This is a genomic window from Povalibacter uvarum (genome assembly GCF_014202975.1).
Classification (GTDB): domain Bacteria; phylum Pseudomonadota; class Gammaproteobacteria; order Steroidobacterales; family Steroidobacteraceae; genus Steroidobacter; species Steroidobacter uvarum.
Genome location: NZ_JACHHZ010000001.1, coordinates 350,045 through 368,842, shown reverse-complemented (window position 1 = coordinate 368,842; position 18,798 = coordinate 350,045). Strand labels below are relative to the sequence as shown.

Here is an 18,798-nt window from a genome sequence, read left to right as displayed (position 1 = left end):
ATTATGAAGATAGGGCACTTACCTTGAGTCCGATCGCACTTCGAGGACCTTCCGGAGCACTTCCTCCCCCGCCGCGGTCTGCGCCGCGAGTGAAACTTCACGGGTATCGCCCGCCGAGTAGTCGATCGAAATCGCGAGATCGGCGACGGGCAGCACTCCTTCGCCGCGCTCCGGCCATTCGATCAGCAGCGCCGAATCGCTCGTCAGAAGATCGCGCAATCCCAGCGCCTCCACCTCGCGCGGATCGGCCAGCCGATAGAGATCGAGATGATAGAAATGCCGCTGCGGCGTCTCGTACGGCTCGATGAGCGTGTACGTCGGGCTTCGCGCATTCCCCTTGAATCCCACACCGTTGAGCACACCGCCGACCAACGTGGTCTTTCCGGCGCCGAGATCGCCGCGAATCGCGACGACGATCGCCTGGCGCGATGGCATCAGCAATGCCTCGCCCAGTGCGCGGCCGAGCGCCTTCATCGCCTGGACGTCGGCGACTTTCAGAATCGTTGAGTTGGATTGACGCACGTCGGCAGATAGTTGAAGAGATCGCTCGCGAGCAAACCGCGCTCACCGCGCCGCGCCGCCATGTCGCCCGCCATCGCATGCACGAGCACACCGGCGCGAGCCGCTTCGGCAAGTTCCGCGGTCTGAGCCGCAATGCCCGCGATTACTCCGGTCAGCACGTCACCCATGCCGGGCGAGGCCATTCCCGGATTGCCCTGATCGCAGATGGAAGGCAGCGCATTGCGCTCGACGACCAGGGTGCCCGCCCCTTTGAGCACAACGGTGCCGCCATACCGATCGACGATGCCTCGCGCAGCGGCCAGTCGATCCGATTGCACCTGCGCTGTCGAGATCCCGAGCAAACGCCCCGCTTCACCGGGATGTGGAGTCAGGATGCGGTGTTCGCCCTTCGACGGCGATTGAGCGAGAAGATTGATGCCGTCCGCGTCGATGACGGTCGGCAAGGCGAGACGGATGGAATGATTGACCAGCGCTTGTGCCCAGTCGTCCTGCCCGAGGCCGGGACCGATCGCCAGTACGTCCGCACGCTCCAGTAACGGCGTCAGCTCGTCGACACGCTCGATTCCGCGACAGATCAGTTCGGGCCTCTGCCCGACGATCGCCGCAACGTTTTCGGGCCGCGTCGCGACGGTCACGAGCCCTGCTCCGACTCTGAGCGCCGCTTCGCCGGCGAGACGCGCAGCGCCGGCCATGCCCGGACCGCCGGCAACGATCAGCACGTGGCCCTGTTGCCCCTTATGTGTCGTGCGGCGTCGCCTCGGCAACAGGCGCGCCAAGGCATCATCCCCGATGCGCAGTGCGGATGGGTCCACATGCGAAAACGCCGCGGTCGGCAGCTCGAGGCCATCGAACATCACGATTCCGGTGCAGTTCGGACCTTCACCGAGATAGAACCCGAGCTTGAGGCCCATGAACGTGAGCGTGCGCTCCGCATGAATCACCGCGCCATGAATGTGGCCGGTATCAGCATCGAGCCCGCTCGGGATATCGAGCGCCAGGATCGACGCGCGACATTCGTTGATCCTGCGAATCCGCTCGCACATCGAACCATCGAGCGTGCGGGACAAGCCGATACCGAAGATCGCATCGACCACGATCTCGGCGTTGTCGAGACAGTCGTCGGACCATTCGCGCGTCACACCCCCTTCCGCAACGAAATCGGACCATGCGCGCTGCGCGTCGCCACGCAGGGAGCGCGGATCCGTCATCGCGACGACACTGACATCCAGGCGGCGAGCGCGAGCGAGCCGCGCAAGCACATAACCATCGCCGGCATTGTTTCCCGGACCGCAGAGCACGGCGATTCGCTGAGCGGCAGGCCAGTAACTGCGAAGCGTCGTCAGCGCGGCCTCGCCTGCCGATGTCATCAACGTGTAACCCGGGATGCCGAGCTGCGCGATTGCATGCCGATCGAGCGACCGGACCTGTTCGGCGGTATGAATGGCAAGCGGCAGCGGGACCATGCCGCCAGTATACTTGCGCCACGCATGTCCGGACTTTCCTCCAGTTTTTCCGCCGACACGCTCGTCGACGAGATCCGCCAGTGGGGCCAGGACCTTGGCTTCCAGCAGATCGGTATTGCGGCGATCGGGATCGATGACGATGAAGAAAAGCTCATGCGGTGGCTCGAGCTGAGCCGGCACGGTGCGATGGACTACATGCATCGTCACGGCCGCATGCGCGCCCGACCCCAGGAACTGGTGCCCGGCACCATCCGCGTGATCTCGGCGCGAATGGACTATCTCCCGCCGGACGCAGCGCCGGCCGAGGAAGTGCTAGAGAATTCTTCGCTCGGCTACATCTCGCGCTACGCACTCGGTCGCGACTATCACAAGCTGCTGCGCGCACGGCTCGCAAAGCTCGCGGACAAGGTGTCCGAACGCTGCAGCGGAACGCGCTATCGGGCGTTCGTCGACAGCGCACCGATACTCGAGAAGGCATTCGCGCGACAGGCGGGCCTGGGCTGGATCGGCAAGCACACGAATCTCATCAATCGCAATGCCGGCTCGTGGTTCTTTCTGGGCGAGATCCTGACGGACCTGCCGCTGCCGGTCGATGAACCCGCGACGGCTCATTGCGGGACCTGCACTGCCTGCATCGATATCTGCCCGACGCAGGCCATCGTCGGTCCGTACGAGCTCGACGCACGCCGCTGCATCTCCTACCTCACGATCGAACTGCGTGAGTCGATCCCACTGGAGTTTCGCAAGGCGATGGGCAACCGGATCTACGGTTGCGACGACTGCCAGCTCGTCTGCCCCTGGAACAAGTTCGCGCAGCTGGCGGTGGAGAAGGACTTCATCGTCCGGCATGGACTCGACGCACCGACGCTCGTCGGGCTCTTCGCCTGGTCTGAAGCGCAATTCCTGGAGAGGACGGAAGGCAGCGCGATCCGCCGCATCGGCTACGAATGCTGGCTGCGCAACATTGCAGTGGCACTGGGGAATGCGGCGACTTCCGACGACGTCGTTGCGGCGTTGCAGTCGCGATCCGACTGCGAATCCGCGATGGTGCGAGAGCACGTGTCCTGGGCGCTGGCCCAGCACGCGCGATAGCTAGCGCCTGCGGGAGGCTCTGACGTTGTCGATGAGACGAGCGCGGCCGATCCGTGCCGCGGTCAGGATCACGAAATCGCCGCCCGTGTCCGGCTCGCCGAGCGTTTCGGCATCGCGAATGGAAAAATAATCCGGACGAAATCCATTGCGCTTCAGCGCTTCGAGGCCCGTCTGCTCCAGGCCGGCGAAGTCGTTCGATCCCGCTTCGATTGCCTTTCGCGTGCGTTCGAGCTCCGCAAAGATCACCGGCGCGACGCGGCGATCATCCGCCGACAGATAGCGATTGCGTGAGCTCATCGCGAGCCCGTCTGTCTCGCGGGTCGTCGCCACGCCGACGATCTCCATCGGCATGCACAGATCCTCGACCGTGCGCCGGATGATCATGAGCTGCTGGTAGTCCTTCTCGCCGAACAGCGCGACATCCGGCTGCACCAGGTTGAGCAGCTTCGCAACGATGGTGGCGACGCCGGTGAAGTGACCTGGCCGAAATGCGCCGCAGAGGATGCTGTCGATCCCCGGCACCTGCACTCGCGCGGTGGCTTCCTGCCCGCGCGGATACATCTCATCGACTTCCGGCATGAACAGGACATCCACGCCGAGCGATTCGAGCAACCTGGCGTCATCCTCCGGCGTGCGCGGATAAGCCGCGAAGTCTTCGTTCGGACCGAACTGCAATGGATTCACGAAGACGCTGACGACGACCCGATCGGCAAGCTCGTTCGCGCGATGCACGAGGCTGCCATGTCCCGCATGCAGATTGCCCATCGTTGGCACGAAGGCAACGCGCTCGCCCGCCGTGCGCCATTGCGTCACGAGGCGGCGCAGATCGCTGGTACGTGTGATCGTTTGCATCGAAGCGCTTGCGGGAATCGTCAGAAGCAATGCTCGGGAGCGGGATACGTGCGCGCTTTGACAGCCTCGGTGTAAGCCTTGACCGCTTCGAGCGCACTGCCGTGCCCTTCCATGAAGTTCTTCGAGAACTTCGGTTTGCGGCCCGCCGTGATGTCGAGCACATCGTAGAGCACCAGGATCTGTCCATCTGTCTCGGGGCCGGCACCGATGCCGATCACAGGCACGTGCAGTTCCTTCGTGATGCGTGTACCCAGCGCAGAGGGAATGCACTCGAGCAGCACTACGTCCGCGCCCGCGCCCTCGAGTGCCTTCGCGTCATTGAGCATCTGCTCCGCTGCAGCGTCCTCACGTCCTTGCACACGGAAGCCGCCGACTTTGTGGACGGACTGTGGCTTCAGACCGAGATGCGCGCAGACCGCGATGTCGTGATTCGCTAGGAACTCGACGATATCGACCTGACCCGCGCCGCCTTCGAGCTTCACCATCTTCGCGCCGCCTTCCTGCATGAGTCGCACGGCGTTGTCGAGCGCCTGCTCCTTCGAGGAATAAGTCATGAACGGCATGTCGGCCATCATGAACGGGCGATACAGACCCTTCGCGACAGCGCGGCAGTGATAGATCACATCGTTGAGCGTGACGGGCACGGTGGTGTCGTGCCCCTGGATCACCATGCCGAGCGAATCGCCGACCAGCACCATGTCGATGCCCGCATCGTCGACCAGGGTGGCGAAGCTCGCGTCATACGCTGTGATGCACGCGATCTTCTCGCCCTCGGCCTTCATGCGATGCAGCGTCGCAATGTTCACTGGCGGACGCGGTGCGTACCGCTCTTGCAGATGCTTGTACATCGAATCGCTCGCGATTTGAGTGCCTGAAGTTGGCGGGGAGATCGCCGAGCCCGGCATCGATGCCAATCAGCGCGTCAACCCCCCGGCCGACGGGCGCCAAGAATGAACGACAGGCACCCAAACATCAACCGCGTGCAGGCCGGGAAATGCAGCACCGAACCCGCGGCAGGTGCGCGGGTATACCGGTATCAGTCGGCCGTGCTCTTGAGGGGATTGTAGTAGTGCCTTCCCTTGCGAACGCGCCGGACCTGCTCGAACAATTGCTCGTAGTCGCGATCATTGCTGACGAAGTCGGCCTGCGCCGCGTTGACGATCAGCAGCGGCGAGGTGTCATAAGCATGGAAGAACCGCGCGTACGCTTCCTGCAGACGCTCGAGGTACCCGCGGTCGATCTGCTGCTCATAGCGGATACCGCGTCGCGCGATCCTCTCCAGGAGCACATCGATCGGCGCCTGCAGATAGATCACGAGATCGGGCACCGGCGTGTCGATCGCAAGCCGCGCGTAGATCTGCTCATACAGTCCGAACTCCTCGTCATCGAGGGTCAGGCGAGCGAAGAGTCGGTCCTTGTCCAGCAGATAGTCGGCGACGCGCACGGTGTCGAAGAGATCGTGCTGGCGGATGTCCTCGAGCTGCCGGGTGCGCTGAAACAGGAAGAACAACTGCGTCGGCAGGGCGCCCGCGCGCGGATTCTTGTAGAACCGCTCGAGGAAGGGATTCTCCTCCGCCTGCTCGAGGATCAGCTCGCTGCCGAAGCTGCGCGCGAGGCGGCGCGCAAGACTCGTCTTGCCGACGCCGATCGGTCCTTCGACGACGACGAAACGATGCGGCGGTGGCTGAATGGAAGGCTTGTCGGACATGCGGCGGCGAATTGTTATGGAATCGGTACGAGGCCGGCGTCGCCGATACGTTCTGCGAGACTCGCCACGGAGGCGTGACCCGGAACGATCACCTCCGGCGCGATATCGCGCAAAGGATACAGGACGAAGTTGCGCTCCGGCACGCCCGGATGCGGCACTGTCAAATCAGGCTCGCTCACTCGCCGGCTGCCATACATCGACAGGTCGAGATCGATACGTCGCGGGCCCCAGCGAACGACGGGCGAGGCCCGCCCCATCGATCGCTCGATCTCCTGCAACTGCATCAGCAATTCACGCGGCGACAACTGCGTGAGCAAACCGGCGGCGGCATTGACGAACTCGGGCTGATCCTGGGGACCGAGCGGCACCGAGCGATAGAGCCGGGAAGAGACGACCAGGCGGGTTCGTTCGATCGCAGCCAGATGACGCAGCGCCGAGCGCACCTGCGCAGCGGGATCGTCCAGATTGCTGCCGATCGCGATATACGCCGGCGTCCACAGGACCGACATCGACGTCACCGATCAGGGATTGCTGACGGCAGGATGACGACGGCGGCGACGGCGACGGCGGTTTCCCGAGCGAGGCGCCTCACCCTGCACTGCTCCCGCCGGACGCTGCTCGACGCGCGCGATGCGCTCCTCCGCGGGCAGCGATTGAATCTCCGTCCACCAGTCGCCGAGTTCCGGATCCGCATCACCCGCGGCGACACGCAGCAACAGAAAATCGTACGCAGCACGGAAGCGCGGATGATCGAGAAGACGCAGCGCCCGTCGACCGGAACGCATGTTGAAGCGGGGCTGCATGCTGATGATCTCGCGCATCGGCAACGTGAAGCGCTTGGGCACGGCAACGCGTGCCTGCTGGCGCGCCGTCGCTTGTTCGCACGCCAGCGTCATCTGCTGGAACTCACTGCCCGGTTGCGGATTGAGCCGCTGATACGCGCGACTGATCGCGGGCCACAAGAGCAGCGCGAACAGAAATGTCGGCGTGACGGACTTGTCCGCGCGCACGCGCTCATCGGTTCCTGCGAGACCCAGTCGCACCAGCTGAGCAGCGACGCCATCAGGCGACTCGTTGAGCGCCTGGGTGACATCGGGAAAAAGGTGCTCGAGCAATCCGTAGCGAATCAGAAGATCGAAAGCGCTCGCCGCGCTGCCCGACAGGAACAACTTGTTCACCTCGTCGAACAATCGTGCAGGCGGAACACCGTCGAGCATCCACGCAAGCTTGCTGATCGGGGCGGCGGTATCCGCATGAATCTGAAACTCGAGCTTCGCCGCGAAGCGAATCGCCCGCAGCATCCGGACCGGATCTTCGCGGTAGCGGGTTTCCGGATCGCCGATCAGGCGCAGGACTTTCGCCTGCGCGTCCGCAACACCACCGACGTAGTCCCAGACCGAGAAGTCTTCGATGTTGTAGTAGAGCGCGTTGGCGGTGAAGTCGCGGCGCCACACGTCTTCTTCGATCGTGCCGTACAGATTGTCGCGAAGGATGCGGCCACGGTCGTCGAGGACGCGGTGCCCGCCTTCATCGACGCTGTTGTCCTCGTCGATCGGCGTATGGGCGGCGCGGAAGGTCGCAACCTCGATGATCTCGTAGCCGAACCGGACGTGAGCCAGGTGGAAGCGCCGGCCGATCAGCCGGCAGTTCCGGAAGAGCTGCTTGACCTGGTCCGGATGCGCATTGGTGGCGACGTCGAAATCCTTGGGACTCAGCCCCAGCAAGAGGTCGCGCACGGCACCGCCCACCAGGAAAGCCTGATACCCGGCCTCCTTGAGCCGATACATGACCTTGAGCGCGTTCGGCGAAATGTTGGCCCGCGAGATCGGATGATTTTCGCGCGCAACGATGAGCGGTCTGCTGGCATCACCGCCGGTTTGAGGCATTGTTGATTCGTTCAATGAGCGCACGCCGCTTGAGACAGGAACCGCGACGTCTATAATACAGCCTCGACCGGCGTTCGACCGGTCCAATGCGCTCCCATCGTCTAGAGGCCTAGGACACAGCCCTCTCAAGGCTGGTACGAGGGTTCGAATCCCTCTGGGAGCGCCATCTTTCCCGCTTCGGCCGCGATTCCCGCGCGTATACGCCCTGTCTCTGGGAGGACCATCTCAGAACTGCCTGAAGTCCCGTGCATAATGCGGCCGAAGTGACCGGGAGCTGACATGACCCCTGCGGATCGCCGCATCACCGAACTGATCGACAAGTGGCTTGCGAGCGTCGATCTGCATTTGAAGTACGCGGAGCTGAGCGATGCCGCGTACAGCCGGGCGCAGCCCTGGCCGAAGCACGACCGCCCCACCCGCTGGGTTCTCGAAGTCGCCCGCCAGAAGATCCTCGAGCTGAAGAGTCACTGCGAAACCCGCCAGGCCATGGGCGACAGCCGTTTTGCCGAATCACTGGAATTGATGGCGTTTCTCGCGAACCTCGTCGGGATCCAGCATATCCAGCGTTTTGTGCCGCTCGCTGAACCGGGGCGGGAGAACACGTCCTCGACGATGAGCCAGACCGTGGAAGCCCCTTTCATCCAGAAAGTGCAGGCTGCGGCCCGCGCTCGTCCGGCCACTGATGAGTCGACGCGGGAAATGCCCCGGCTCAGAGTTCCAGCGGTGGCAAAAGCGGCTCCGACCGCGGCACCCAAGGCCGCTGAGCCCAAGGCTCCAGAACCCAAACCCGTTGTCCGACCGACCCCGGGAGCCAGACCTGCGGCACCAGCCGCCGCGGCAGCACCCGCCAAAGCTCCCGCACCCAAGCCCGCAGCCGCCGCCGACCTGAAAGAAAAGATGCTGGCCGACGCGGTGCGCCTGCTCAAATGGGGCAAGCCGTGGCACGAACTGGCGGAGCTCATCGGTCGCATTGCCGATCGGCCGTCCGTGCCGGATATCCGCAAGTTCCTGCGGGCAAACAAGGCCGAAATCGAAGCGCGGGCGGCGAAGTCGAACTGACGTCGCCGCTCGATTCCTTAAACTATTTCTTTCTGGCGGGTCGCCGGGCCTTCTTCTTCGCGGACTTGGCTTTGGCACGCGGAACGACGCGAGCTTTCGCCTTCTTCTTGGCCGCCTTCTTGCCAGTGGCTTTCGCGGCTGCCTTCTTCTTCGGCGGCGCTGCCTTCCTTGCAGGAGCCGGCTTCTTTGTCTTCTTCGCGGACCTGGCCGGTGATGCGCGACGGCGTCGGGCGGCAGGAGCGTCGTCCGGATCGGGTTGCCCAGCCAGGCTTTCGGCGACATCGCGCAACGAATTCCATGCCTGCTCTGCCCCGGCCGAGATGCTGTCCCACGCGTCGTCGCTCGCCTCGGCGAGCCGATCGATCTGTCCCCGCCCCTGCTCGATCAATTGACTCACATGGGAAGCGCGGCGGCGGTAAACGGCCGTGGCATCGTCGCGTAGTTTGTCCGCGAGCGCCTTTCCCTGGAGCTCCTGGACCCACCGGGTCCACGAAGCGAGCTGATCCTGCAGCTGAGTGAGAAACTCCTGACGAGTCGCCATCGCGATACCTCCCGTGAGTGAACCCCGCTTCGATCCCGAGCGGCGAAATATAACGGGAAGCACACGAAACGACAGGGCAAAAAAAAGGCCGGTCATCTTGCGATGGGTCCGGCCAATCAGGGGGATTCGAGCTACGTCGCGCCACGCAAAACCGGGCACGACACTCAGCAACCTTTGCATTGACCGCCAGCGTCGGATTAGTTCCCAGGTTGTCCCTGGAGGCTTGCCGCTTCCGGCCCGCCGCTGCGTCATTTTGCGGTGCCAAATATACAGATTGCTGTCACGCAGCACAACACCCCTTTTGTGAAGGAATCGACAAAAACTTTCAAATAAATCATAAGGGAAACTACTAGCCGACCTTCGGCTGCGGCCGATGAAAGCCATTTTGGCGGTGCGAAATGAACGTCCATGACCTGGTACGGCTGGTCCGGGTCAACCGCCCCTCCCTGAAAATTAAGTCGACGTCACCGAGGCGATCGCAAACCTGTCCATCCTTGAAAAGCCCGCCGGACCCATAGAAAAATCGCCGCCCTCTCGCGGGAACACTCACCACGCTTCGCGAACCTCAACGGGTTTGCGCAGTCTGACTGCAGTCTTCGAACTACCGAAAAACGAGCGACGAACAAGACAACATGATCGAGATCAACCATCTGACCAAACGCTATGGCGTGCTCAAGGCGGTCGACGACCTGACCTTCAGCGTCGCGGCAGGAGAGGTCCTGGGATTCCTCGGACCGAACGGCGCCGGCAAATCCACGACGATGAAAATGATCACGGGCTTCCTGGCCCCGACATCGGGAAGCATCCGTGTGTGCGGCCACGATGTTGAGTCAGCGCCGCTGGCCGCGAAGACGTGCATGGGCTACCTGCCGGAAGGCGCGCCCGCGTACGCTGAGATGACGGTTCGCGCGTTCCTCGACTTCATCGCCAACGTGCGCGGACTTGCGGGCGATCGGCGCAAGAGCCGACTGGACGATGTGATCTCCCGCCTCGCGCTCGGCAGTGTGCTCGAGCAACCGATCGAAACACTCTCGAAGGGTTTCAAACGTCGCGTCGGACTCGCGCAGGCGCTGCTGCACGATCCACCGGTGCTGATTCTCGACGAACCCACCGACGGCCTCGATCCCAACCAGAAGCACGAAGTCCGCACGCTCATCAGCGCGATGTCGAAGGACAAGATCATCGTGATCTCGACGCACATCCTCGAAGAGGTGGATGCGCTCTGCAATCGCGCGATCATCATCTCGAACGGACGCATCCTTGCCGACGACACGCCGCGGAATCTGAAGGCGCGATCGGCGACCGGTCGCCTCGACGATGTGTTCCGCGCCATCACGACGGGTGCACCGGTCCAGGGAGTGGCTGCCCATGCATAACATCTGCACGCTCTTCAGACGCGAATTCGCGAGCTACTTCGCAACGCCGCTCGCGTTCGTGTTCATCGTGATCTTCCTTTTCCTGACCGGCGTATGCACGTTCGTCCTGGGCGGCTTCTTCGAGCGCGGCCAGGCGGATCTTGCGCCGTTCTTCACCTACCACCCCTGGCTGTACCTGTTCTTCATCCCTGCCCTGTCGATGCGACTCTGGGCGGAGGAACGCAAGTCAGGAACGATCGAACTGCTGATGACGCTGCCTGTCACGCTGTGGCAGGCCGTGCTCGGCAAGTTCCTCGCGGCCTGGGCTTTCGCGGGAGTCGCGCTCGCGCTGACGTTCCCGATGTGGATCACGGTCAACTACCTCGGCGATCCGGACAACGGCACGATCCTCGCTGCGTATGTCGGAAGCTTCCTGATGGCAGGCGGCTTCCTTGCGATCGGCAGCTGCATCTCCGCAACGACACGCAACCAGGTCATCGCCTTCATCCTGACGGCGATGGTGTGCCTGGTGCTCTTCCTGCTGACGGGCTTTGGCCCTGCGATCAACGCGCTCGATGGCCTGCTGCCGCAATCCATCATCGATGCGATCGCGTCGATGTCTTTCCTGACGCACTTCAGCTCGATCGCCAAGGGCGTGATCGATCTGCGCGACCTGCTCTATTTCGCGACGCTGATCGCAATAAGCCTGGCCGCGAACGCCATCGTGCTCGATATGAAGAAGGCTGACTGACATGACCTCATCTCACTCCCAGCTGTCAGCCACTGCGAAAGGCCACAAGATCTACGGTGTCGGCGCGCTCGTCGCGCTCGCAGTGTTGTTCATCGGCCTGACGATCCTGCTCACGTTCCTGCTGCGCGGAGCGCGACTCGATCTCACGGAGAGCAAGCTCTATTCGATCGCGCCCGGCAGCGAGCGGATTCTCGAATCGCTCAAGGAGCCGGTGAACCTGTATTTCTTCTTCTCGCAGGATGCGAGCCGCGAGTCGCCTCCGTTGCGTGCTTATGCGCAGAGGGTTCGCGAACTGCTCGAAGAGATGGCGCAACGATCGAAAGGCAAGCTGCGCCTCACTGTCATCGATCCGCAGCCGTTCTCCGAAGATGAGGACCGGGCGACCGAGTACGGCCTGCAGGCGGTTCCGCTCGGTGCCGGCGGCGAGTCGCTGTACTTCGGCCTCGCGGGTACGAACTCGACCGATGGCCACGAGATCATTCCGTTCTTCCAGCCGGACAAGGAAGAATTTCTCGAGTACGACGTCGCCAGCATGATTCATCGGCTCGATCATCCGCAGCGCGCGAAGATCGGCCTGCTGTCGAGCCTGCCGGTGGATGCGTCCTTCGATCCGTCTTCGGGCGGCATGCGCCCGGGTTGGGCAAGCATCTCGCAACTGCGAGAGCTGTTCGACGTGCAGACCGTCGCGACGGACTCGGCATCGATCGCTCCGGACATCGACACCCTGCTCGTCGTTCACCCGCGCGATCTCGGGCCGAAGACGCTGTACGCCATCGATCAGTTCGTGATGCGCGGCGGCAAACTGATCGCGTTCATGGATCCGCAGTCGGAGAACGATCCGCAGGCGGCGCAAATGGCGCAGATGGGCGGGATGATGGGCAACCGTTCTTCGACGCTGGGACCGCTGCTCGACGCCTGGGGCGTGAGCTATGACCCTGGCCAGGTCCTCGGCGATCGCGAACTGGGACTCACCGTCGCGCTCCAGGCGGGCCAGACGCCGTCGCAGCACATTGCGATCATCGGCTTCAATCGCGACAGCATGGACAGCAAGGACGTCGTGACCTCGGCCCTCGATTCGATCAACGTCATGACTGGCGGCGTGCTCAGGAAAAAAGATGACGCGGAGATCGAGTTCGAACCGCTGATTCAGTCGAGCACCAACGCAGCGCTGGTGCCGACGGCGAAAGTCGCATTCCTTCCGGACAGCGACGCGCTTCTCGACGGTTTCAAGGCAACGGGCGAGCGTTACGCCCTGGCCGCGCGCATTCACGGCAAGCTGAAATCGGCCTTCGCGGATGGCACTCCCGAAGGCGCCGCGCCGGGCGAAAGCCTCAAGGAGACGGCACAGGACGCGAACGTCATCCTCGTCGCGGATACCGACATCCTCGCCGACCCGCTGTGGGTTCGCAGTCAGAACGTCTTCGGCCAGCGCGTTGCCGTGGCGTGGGCGAACAACGGCGACTTCCTGGCGAACGCGCTCGACAATCTGTCGGGCAGCTCCGATCTCATCAGCATCCGCGGACGGCAGAGCTTCTTCCGGCCGTTCACGAAGGTCGAAGATCTTCGCCGTCGTGCGGATGATCGGCTGCGCTCGACCGAGCAGGAACTCGACCGCGAATTGCGCGACACCGAGCAGAAGCTGACGCAATTGCAGGCCGGCCGTGCAAATCAGGGCGATCTCGAGCTGACAGCGGAGCAGGAAGCGGAACTGACGCGCTTTCAGCAGGAACGCGTGCGCATCCGCAAGCAACTGCGGGACGTGCGTCGCAGCCTCGACGTGGAAATCGAGGGACTCGGCACGAAGCTGAAGGCGATCAACATCGCGCTGATCCCGATACTGATCGCGGTTGCCGCGATCGCATTGGCCATCACGCGTCGCCGCAAGTTGCAGGCCGGCCGCGCAGCCGCCCACACAGGTTGAGGGAGCAGCGATGACATCGAAGAGGCTTCTCCTGCTCGCAGCGGCCGCTGTTGCCGCGCTGGTGATCGCGCTGCAGCTCTCGCATCAACGCTCCTCATCCAGCGAGGCTGTGAGCGATACGCTCTACCCGGGACTGAAGGACGATCTGAAGGCGGTCACTGCGGTCCGCATCTTCAAGGCAGGCGACGAACGCGCGCTCGAGCTGGTCCACAAGGATGGGCAATGGAGCGTGACCGAACGGTCCAACTATCCCGCGGACGCCGCGAAGGTCCGCAAACTCCTGCTCGCCATTGCCGAAGCCAAGCCGGTCGAAGAGAAGACATCCAATCCGGAAAACTACGCCGCTCTCGGTGTGGAAGACGTCAGCGGGACAGCCGCCACCGGATCGAGAGTCGAACTCGAGGGCACCGCGAAGCCGGTCAATCTGATCGTCGGCAAGTCCGGCGGCGTCAAAGGCACGTACGTGCGTCGGGCCGGCGAGCCGGCAAGCTGGCTGATCAACGAGTCGATCGGCGCATCGACGACAGCGCACGATTGGCTGCGCGCCTCGGTCGTCGACGTGACTGCGGATCGCGTGCAGTCAATTCACGTGACGACGGACGCCAAGGCCTCCTACACGGCAGCGAAGAGCTCACGGGCAGACGCTGACTTCAAGGTCGAAGGCCTGCCGAAGGGCAAGGAAGCCGACGCGTTCGCGGTCAACGGGCTCGCCTCGACTCTGGCCGGACTCTCCCTTGCAGACGTGTTGCCGGCACAGGACTTCGCCAGCGAGAAGCCGTCGGCCAAGGCGACCGTGAAGACCTTCGATGGACTTGTTGTCGATCTCGACGGCTATTCGAAGGCCGACAAGCGCTATGTCGCAGTGAGGTCAACCTACGATGCTGCACTCGCGGAGCGCTTCCATGTAACGACGAAGACACCGGAACCTGCCGAGGGTGAAAAGGCTGAACCGGCCCCGACAACGCCGACCGAGAGCGTCGAAGCCGCGGCGAAGTCGACGAACGATCGACTGCAGGGCTGGGTTTTCGAGATCCCCGACTACAAGTACGAGGCGATCTTCAAGCCGGCGGATTCGCTGACACAGAAGTGACGGCTCCTGCGAGGCCCGTCTGTCGATACAGTCGGGCCCGCTACTTCTTGCGCTTCGGCAGCACAGTCACGCGCGTATCCGTCCAACGGTCGTGCCATGCGAGCCGGTCGCGGTCGATCCAGATCCATGCGTACGCGAATACGACCGGCAACAGCGAAGCAGCGATCGCCAGCCCGCGCGCCGTCCGGTCCGTCCAGTGTCCCCAGAAGAGCGCATTACCGACGAAGAACGGCACCCATAGCGCCATGACGGATAGCACACGGGCCGCGCCCTGCTTCCAGTCGATCAGCGAGCCGTCCGCTCGCTGAACACGCAACCGCCAGGCCATCATTCCGATGGTCTGGCCGCGCGTCGTCCAGAAATAGATGAAGAACCCCGCCGCCGCTGCAAGGACAAGCCCCCGATGCAGATAGGCCAGTGCCCCGACTTCAGCGGGAATAAATCTACGGCCGTTCAGGAAGGGCAGAAACGCAAACGTCACCACAACCCCGATCGCCATCATGGGAAGCAGGTCGTAGACCATTGCCATCACCCGCCGCAGCACACCAGCACTGCCAGGTAGGGCGGGATTGGAATCGGATATTGCGTCGTTCACGGACATAGCGAGTTAGCGGACACGCGCCACCACGATACTGGTGACGAGCGCCAGCACGACTGTCGGCGTCCATCCCACCACGATCGGCGGCAGATCGAACAGTGCGCCGCTGCTGTCCATCAACTTCGCCAGCAGCAGGAACACGACGCCGATCATGATGCCGACGACTGTGCGGGCTCCCGTTCCAGTCGAACGCATCGGCCCGAAGGCGAACGGCACCGCCAGGACGACGATGATCGATACGGCGATCGTTCGGGCGATGCGTGCCCACAGCGCCGTCTCCGCCGTGCGTGCATCGAGGCCGTTGCGCTTCAAGTGACCGACATAGCTGATCAGACCGCGAACCGGCATCGAGTCCGGCTTGACGGCTGCGAGTCCGAGGAACTCGGCGGACAGGTTCGTTTCGAGCGTCGTCGATGCCTGGTGCGTCGGGATGATCCGGTCGTCCTCGACACGCGATTCGCGAAAGTCGGACAGCTCCCACCGGTTGTTGTCGTCGATACTCGCACTGGTGGCGCGGCCGATGCTGCGCAACCGTCGCTGCGCATCGAACTGGAAAACGTACACGCCGCCGTAGCTCCTGTCCGCGCTCTGCCGCTGCACCGAGAAGATCGTGTCGCCGTCCTTCGCCCAGGCGCCGCGATTGCCGGCCATGCTGTAGTCCTGGAACTTCTGGAAGGTTTTCATCTCGCGTGCGTACTGCTCCATCTGCGGTGCGAGGTATTCGCCAAGCACCCACGTAAGCCCCATCAGCACCACACCCGCTCCAAGAACCCACGTCGCGATTCGCGCCACCGAAACGCCGGCCGCCCGGATGACAACCAGTTCGAGCGAGCGTGAAAGATTCCCCAGAGAGAGCAGCGATCCGATCAGCGAAGCGATCGGCAGCATGTCGAAGGCGGTCTGCCCGAGATTGAGCGCGACGAAGAGCAGTGCACTGGTCGCCGAGTAGTTACCCGTGCCGATGTCGTCCTGCTCGGTGATGAGCATGTACAGGCCGCTCAGCACGCACAGAACGAGCAAGACGAGCAGCGTGTAGCCGATCACTGCCCGCATCACATAGCGCGATAGGACCGACACGATCAGGCCCCCACCGCGACAGCGCGCGCCCGTGCAACGGGATATTCGCGAGTCAGCAACCAGGCAGCACCGCAGAGCGCGATCGCATGCACCCACCACAGGCCGACGCCCGGCGGCACGACCCCCTCTTCCAGCCACGTGCGCGCGGCAACGAGCGATTGCTGATACAGGAAGTAGACCAGGATCGCGATGCCGATCCGCCCAAACCGTCCCTGTCGCGGCCGCAGCTTCGCGAGCGGTATCGCCAGCGCCATCAGAATCACGGCGCTCACCGGCACAGCGAGGCGCCAGTGAAACTCTGCGTTGTCATCCAGCTTTCGCGACGCCAGTAGCTGCGCCGTCGTCTTCATTTCCGCCTTCGGCGCCTTGCTCGACAGTTCGCCGAGACGGATCGGAATACCACCCTCGCTGAACTTGATCATCCGGAACTCGCCCTCGCCCGGCACTCCCTCGAACCGTTCGCCGTCGTAGAGCACGAAAGTCTGTTCGGCCTGACCAGCGCCACGCTGTTCCGCTCGCGTGGCCGTCCAGATCTCGAAGCGGCCCGGCGGCCGGTTCGCTGCATTGGTCAACGGCACTTCGCCGTTCGTCTCACGGTCGCGCTCGACGAAGACGTTCACGTTGTGCAGTACGCCGTTACTGTCCACACGTTCCGCGTAGACCATTACGCTGCCGCCCGCGAAGGGACGGAATCGTCCCGGTTCCAGCAACCCGAACTGCGCTTCACGCAATGCCTCGGCCCGGATCGCCTGCGCACGGGCGCTGGCCGATGGAATGGCGACGAAGGACAGCCACGCCAGCAACCCGACGATGACGACGCACAGCACCGCGATCGGACGAAACAATCCCGAAGGGCCCACGCCGCACGACTGGATCGCCGCCATCTCGCTCTCGTGATAGAGCCGGCCGAGGCCCAGCATGATGGCCAGGAAGAAACCGATGGGCATGATCACCGACAGGTTGCCGGTGGTCGTCAGTCCGATGAGCGCGAATACGACCTCGCGGGGAAAATCGTTCGCAGCGGCCTGCGAAAGCACCCGCGCGAGCTGATTGGCCAGCAGGATGGCGAGCAGCACCACCGTCACCGCGATCCAGGTGATGGCGACCTCGCGGAAGATATAGCGATCAAGCGTGCGCAGTGCCCGTACCTCGAAAGTCCTGATCTCGCCTCGGGCCCGGGCGGCCCGGGTCGACCGAATCGGGTAGACTACGCCCGCGTTCAAATGATCCCTCACGATGCCCTGGGCGATCCCCGAAGCGATCTCTCTGACACCGGCGTCACGATGCGGATCGGCATAGCACGCGGGCTTGCGCATAAGTTAAGCGACGCGGCCCGCCCGCGTAAACCACTGAAGAGGACTGCCCATGGATTTCTTTGCGACCAGCACTTCGCCTGCGCGCCAGCGCACTGAATGCGCGATCGTCGGCGTGTACGACAAAGGCGTGCTGACCGACGCTGCCGCGGAAATCGACGGCCGGATCGGCGGGCGCATTGCTCGCCTGGTCAAGAAGGGCGATCTGCAGGGTAAAGCGGGTGACGTGGTGACTTTGTCCGATCTGGGCGCGGGTCCCGTCGAGCGCGTCGTGGTCGTCGGTCTGGGCTCGAAGAGCGGCCTGGGCCGCAAGCAATATCGTCGGGCACTGAACTCGGCACTCATTGCCATCGGCAAGACGGCGGCACGCGAGGCGATCAGCTACCTGTCACTCGAGGCCGTCACCGAAGCGGACAGCTACGCGCTCGCCCGCATCGCTGCCGAAGTGGCCGGCAATTCGGCGTATCGCATCCCCGACCACAAGACGACCGCCAGGCGCGCGAAATCGAAACTCACCCGTTTCGGGGTTGCCGCGGCGAGCCGCGGCGATCGCGGCAGTGTCGAGCGCGGCCTCGAGCATGGCCGCGGCATCGTGGCCGGCATGTCCCTGATGCGTGATCTCGCCAATCAGCCCGCGAACGTCTGCACTCCTTCCTATCTCGCCAATGCAGCCAAGGCGCTCTCCCGCGAGCATCGCAAGATCAAGACCCGCATCCTGAACGAGGCGGACTGCCGCAAACTGAAGATGGGATCGTTCCTTTCAGTCACCGCTGGCACGGAAGAACCCGCCCGCCTCATCGTCCTCGAGTACTACGGCGCCGAGCGCAGCAAGGCTCCTGTCGTGCTCGTGGGCAAGGGCGTCACGTTCGATACCGGCGGCATCTCGCTCAAGCCGCCGCCCGGCATGGACGAAATGAAGTTCGACATGAGCGGTGCCGCGAGCGTGCTCGGTACGTTCAAGTCGGTCGCCGAACTCGAATTGCCGATCAATGTCGTCGGCGTCGTTCCAGCCTGCGAGAACATGCCGAGCGGCCTCGCCACGAAGCCCGGCGACATCGTGAAGAGCATGTCGGGCCAGACGATCGAGGTCCTGAACACGGATGCGGAAGGCCGGCTGATCCTGTGCGACGCGATCACGTACGCGCGCCGCTTCAAGCCCGACACCATCATCGACATCGCAACGCTGACCGGCGCCTGCGTGATCGCCCTCGGCAATCACGTCTCGGGTCTATTCAGCAATGACGAAGAACTCAGCAAGGACCTCGCCGAAGCCGGCAAGCGTGCCGACGATCGCGCGTGGCCCATGCCGATCGGCGAAGAATGGGCCGAGGGGCTGAAGAGCAACTTCGCGGACATGGCCAACGTCGCAGGCCGCGAAGGCGGCGCCATCACCGCCGCATGCTTCCTCGCCAAGTTCACCGACGGCTTGCGCTGGGCTCACCTCGACGTGGCGGGCACGGCATATCAGTCAGGCTCGCAGAAATCGAGCACGGGCCGTCCGGTGCCGCTGCTCGTCGACTATCTGCTGAACAAGAAGAAGTGAACAGCGGTTGGCGGTTAGGAATGACAG

The 18,798-nt window shown here is 63.5% G+C and carries 18 protein-coding genes and 1 tRNA gene; 8 read left to right on the top strand and 11 right to left on the bottom strand.

The genetic code is table 11. The features are described 5' to 3' along the window. Positions 1–18 precede the first annotated feature (18 nt). Both tsaE and HNQ60_RS01520 read right to left on the bottom strand, forming a co-directional pair. Complete coding sequence (gene tsaE / locus HNQ60_RS01525) at positions 19–522, bottom strand: tRNA (adenosine(37)-N6)-threonylcarbamoyltransferase complex ATPase subunit type 1 TsaE (RefSeq protein WP_221303963.1); 504 nt, start codon at positions 520–522, stop codon at positions 19–21. After that, positions 495–1,985, bottom strand: a complete 1,491-nt coding sequence (locus tag HNQ60_RS01520) for an NAD(P)H-hydrate dehydratase (protein WP_184329256.1) — start codon at positions 1,983–1,985, stop codon at positions 495–497. Before HNQ60_RS01520 ends, tsaE begins: the two co-directional genes overlap by 28 nt. Positions 1,986–2,009: 24 nt before the next feature. Between HNQ60_RS01520 and queG the strand changes: the two genes are divergently transcribed. Then, complete coding sequence (gene queG, locus HNQ60_RS01515) at positions 2,010–3,077, top strand: tRNA epoxyqueuosine(34) reductase QueG (protein ID WP_184329255.1); 1,068 nt, start codon at positions 2,010–2,012, stop codon at positions 3,075–3,077. Here the strand turns inward: queG and panC are convergent, their stop codons facing one another. The 5 genes from panC to pcnB form a co-directional block, all read right to left on the bottom strand. After that, the gene (gene panC, locus HNQ60_RS01510) at positions 3,078–3,929 is read right to left on the bottom strand and encodes a pantoate--beta-alanine ligase (protein WP_184329254.1); all 852 of its coding nucleotides are present in this window, start codon (positions 3,927–3,929) and stop codon (positions 3,078–3,080) included. A 20-nt stretch (positions 3,930–3,949) separates the two neighbouring features. Beyond that, on the bottom strand, positions 3,950–4,777 hold the full coding sequence (panB, locus tag HNQ60_RS01505) for a 3-methyl-2-oxobutanoate hydroxymethyltransferase (RefSeq protein WP_184329253.1): 828 nt from the start codon (positions 4,775–4,777) through the stop codon (positions 3,950–3,952). 188 nt (positions 4,778–4,965) lie between these two features. Continuing rightward, complete coding sequence (locus HNQ60_RS01500; protein ID WP_184329252.1) at positions 4,966–5,637, bottom strand: deoxynucleoside kinase; 672 nt, start codon at positions 5,635–5,637, stop codon at positions 4,966–4,968. A 14-nt stretch (positions 5,638–5,651) separates the two neighbouring features. Then, positions 5,652–6,146 (bottom strand): 2-amino-4-hydroxy-6-hydroxymethyldihydropteridine diphosphokinase, encoded by a 495-nt coding sequence (folK, locus tag HNQ60_RS01495; protein ID WP_184329251.1) that lies wholly within the window; start codon positions 6,144–6,146, stop codon positions 5,652–5,654. A gap of 12 nt (positions 6,147–6,158) precedes the next feature. Continuing rightward, entirely contained in the window at positions 6,159–7,523 is a 1,365-nt protein-coding gene (gene pcnB / locus HNQ60_RS01490; protein ID WP_184329250.1) for a polynucleotide adenylyltransferase PcnB, read from the bottom strand. 90 nt (positions 7,524–7,613) lie between these two features. On the opposite strand from pcnB, the gene HNQ60_RS01485 reads away from it, so the two are divergent. Together HNQ60_RS01485 and HNQ60_RS01480 are read left to right on the top strand one after the other, a co-directional pair. Next, positions 7,614–7,689: transfer RNA gene (locus HNQ60_RS01485), tRNA-Glu, on the top strand. Between the two features lie 113 nt (positions 7,690–7,802). Next, on the top strand, positions 7,803–8,582 hold the full coding sequence (locus HNQ60_RS01480) for a hypothetical protein (protein ID WP_184329249.1): 780 nt from the start codon (positions 7,803–7,805) through the stop codon (positions 8,580–8,582). A 22-nt stretch (positions 8,583–8,604) separates the two neighbouring features. Here the strand turns inward: HNQ60_RS01480 and HNQ60_RS01475 are convergent, their stop codons facing one another. Further along, positions 8,605–9,123, bottom strand: coding sequence for a sll1863 family stress response protein (locus tag HNQ60_RS01475; protein ID WP_184329248.1), 519 nt, complete (start codon positions 9,121–9,123; stop codon positions 8,605–8,607). Between the two features lie 632 nt (positions 9,124–9,755). On the opposite strand from HNQ60_RS01475, the gene HNQ60_RS01470 reads away from it, so the two are divergent. From HNQ60_RS01470 to HNQ60_RS01455, 4 genes are read left to right on the top strand one after another with little or no spacing between them, the layout of a single operon-like run. Next, positions 9,756–10,499, top strand: coding sequence for an ABC transporter ATP-binding protein (locus HNQ60_RS01470; protein ID WP_184329247.1), 744 nt, complete (start codon positions 9,756–9,758; stop codon positions 10,497–10,499). Then, positions 10,492–11,229 carry an ABC transporter permease subunit gene (locus HNQ60_RS01465; RefSeq protein ID WP_184329246.1) on the top strand — a complete coding sequence of 246 codons (738 nt, stop codon included), beginning with the start codon at positions 10,492–10,494 and terminating at the stop codon, positions 11,227–11,229. Before HNQ60_RS01470 ends, HNQ60_RS01465 begins: the two co-directional genes overlap by 8 nt. Before the next feature lies 1 nt (position 11,230). Then, positions 11,231–13,150 (top strand): GldG family protein, encoded by a 1,920-nt coding sequence (locus HNQ60_RS01460; RefSeq protein WP_184329245.1) that lies wholly within the window; start codon positions 11,231–11,233, stop codon positions 13,148–13,150. Positions 13,151–13,160: 10 nt separating this feature from the next. Further along, complete coding sequence (locus tag HNQ60_RS01455; protein ID WP_184329244.1) at positions 13,161–14,240, top strand: DUF4340 domain-containing protein; 1,080 nt, start codon at positions 13,161–13,163, stop codon at positions 14,238–14,240. A gap of 40 nt (positions 14,241–14,280) precedes the next feature. On the opposite strand, the gene HNQ60_RS01450 is transcribed toward HNQ60_RS01455, so the two are convergent. The 3 genes from HNQ60_RS01450 to lptF are packed head-to-tail and all read right to left on the bottom strand — an operon-like array spanning position 14,281 to position 17,231. Further along, positions 14,281–14,835 (bottom strand): RDD family protein, encoded by a 555-nt coding sequence (locus HNQ60_RS01450; protein WP_221303962.1) that lies wholly within the window; start codon positions 14,833–14,835, stop codon positions 14,281–14,283. A 12-nt stretch (positions 14,836–14,847) separates the two neighbouring features. After that, entirely contained in the window at positions 14,848–15,915 is a 1,068-nt protein-coding gene (lptG, locus tag HNQ60_RS01445; RefSeq protein ID WP_184329242.1) for an LPS export ABC transporter permease LptG, read from the bottom strand. A 2-nt stretch (positions 15,916–15,917) separates the two neighbouring features. Then, positions 15,918–17,231 carry an LPS export ABC transporter permease LptF gene (lptF, locus tag HNQ60_RS01440; RefSeq protein WP_184329241.1) on the bottom strand — a complete coding sequence of 438 codons (1,314 nt, stop codon included), beginning with the start codon at positions 17,229–17,231 and terminating at the stop codon, positions 15,918–15,920. 49 nt (positions 17,232–17,280) lie between these two features. Between lptF and HNQ60_RS01435 the strand changes: the two genes are divergently transcribed. Beyond that, entirely contained in the window at positions 17,281–18,771 is a 1,491-nt protein-coding gene (locus tag HNQ60_RS01435) for a leucyl aminopeptidase (RefSeq protein ID WP_184329240.1), read from the top strand. The last annotated feature ends 27 nt before the right edge of the window (positions 18,772–18,798 follow it).